The sequence below is a fragment of the Bradyrhizobium sp. Leo170 genome (assembly GCF_004296405.1).
In the GTDB taxonomy this organism is placed as follows: Bacteria; Pseudomonadota; Alphaproteobacteria; order Rhizobiales; family Xanthobacteraceae; genus Bradyrhizobium.
This window is the reverse complement of the sequence record NZ_PSRR01000689.1, coordinates 1-1,593: the sequence shown is the minus strand read 5'-3', so window position 1 is coordinate 1,593 and position 1,593 is coordinate 1. Positions and strand designations below refer to the sequence as shown.

General features: G+C 65.5%; 1 protein-coding gene. It reads right to left on the bottom strand.

Annotated features, from left to right (window positions below; translation table 11 throughout):
- On the bottom strand, positions 1–1,542 hold a 1,542-nt coding region (locus CWO89_RS44025), incomplete at its 3' end, for an IS1182 family transposase (protein ID WP_130584361.1).
- Positions 1,543–1,593 lie beyond the last annotated feature (51 nt).

The window sequence follows — 1,593 nt, the reverse complement described above, 5'->3', positions numbered from 1 at the left end:
GGCGAGACCTGCGATGGCCGCGACGGCGCGCAAAATGCAGATCGCGGCCAGGCTGCTCGCCTGTCTGCTCGCCAGGCAGGCGATGAAGCCATCGAAGCCGAGGATGCTCAGCAGCCGGCTGAAGTTGTAGCAGAGCGCCATCAGGCTCCATTCGCCGCGGACCTTGTCGAGGCCGCGCACCAGGAAGTGGCGATAGCCGGCGCGGCATTTGAGCGTGCCGAAGGGGTGTTCGACCAGGCTGCTGCGCCGGCGCATCGGGCTATCGGCGTTGCGCATCCGCGCCTGGTGACGTTCGATGACGTCTTCATGCACCCAGCGATAGATCGTGCGCGTTTGCGAGCCCTTCTCGACGCAGCGGCCGCGCAACGAGCAGCCATCGCAGACCGCCTTGCGGCTGACATAGCGGCTCTCGAGCCGGCTCCCATTGGTCTTGAGGCTTGGCGTCGGTGTCAGAAGCTCGCCCGCCGGGCAGCGATACGCGTCGGCGTCAGCCACATAGCTGAACTCCTCGTGGCTGAAGCGCCCCTGCGCCGTCAGCCTGTCCGTGCGCTTGGCTTGCGGAACATAGGCGACGATCCCGGCGTCCTCGCAAGCCTTCAACTGCGCCCCGTTGTAGTAGCCGGTATCGGCCAGCGCCTGCAGCGTCTCGACGCCCAGGACCTCCTTTGCCGCCATCGCCGTCGGATGGAGCTGGCCGCTGTCGTTGCCATCATTGACGACGTCGCTGGCGACGATGAGTTTGTGCTTGGCGTCAACGGCGATCTGCACGTTGTAGCCGGCAACGCGCTGGCCGCTCTTTGCGAGCAGCCGGGCGTCGGCGTCCGTCGTCGACAACTGCGTCTGGCCGCTCCGTTCCAGCTCGGTGAGATCGGCCTTGGCCTGTGCGCGCCGTTCCATCAGCGCGGTGAATTTGTCCGCGATGCCGCCGCCGTCCCCCTTGCCGCCGTCGCCTCCATCGCAGGACGGCTTCGCCTCGGTGGCGTCGTTGGCCTCCAGCGCCTCGCCATAGGCCTCAATGTCGCGCTCGATCGCCGCCAGCTGTTCCGTCAGCCGCTTGCGCGTCTTGATGCTGCCCTTGCCGGCATCGCCATGGAAAAACGCCCCATCGATCGCCACCAGCTCGCCGCCCAAAAGCGAAAGCGCACGCGCCAACACCACGAACTCCCGGTTCGCCGCCTTCAACGCAGCCCAGTTCTCCTTGCGGAAATTGGCGATCGTCCGGTAGCCGGGCACAAGCCCCTTCAGCAGCCACATCAGCTCCAGATTGCGCCCCGCTTCCTGCTCCAGACGACGCGAGGAGCGGACCCGGTTGAGGTAGCCGTAAAGATAAAGCTTCAACAGGTCGGCCGGATCGTAGCTCGGCTGGCCCGCTCCCCCGCCGCCCCTGCTATGCCGGAAGCCCAGCCGCTCCAAGTCCAGCGTACAAACATACGCCTCAATCGCCCGCACCGGATTGTCCGGCCCCACATAGTCCTCAATCCGCGCCGGCAGAAGGCTGAGCTGATCCCGATCCACGCCGGTCTTGTAAAGACGATTCACCATCCGCGAATCGTACCTCAACTTCCCGAAATCCGCGAAATTCTTGCCCAGCCT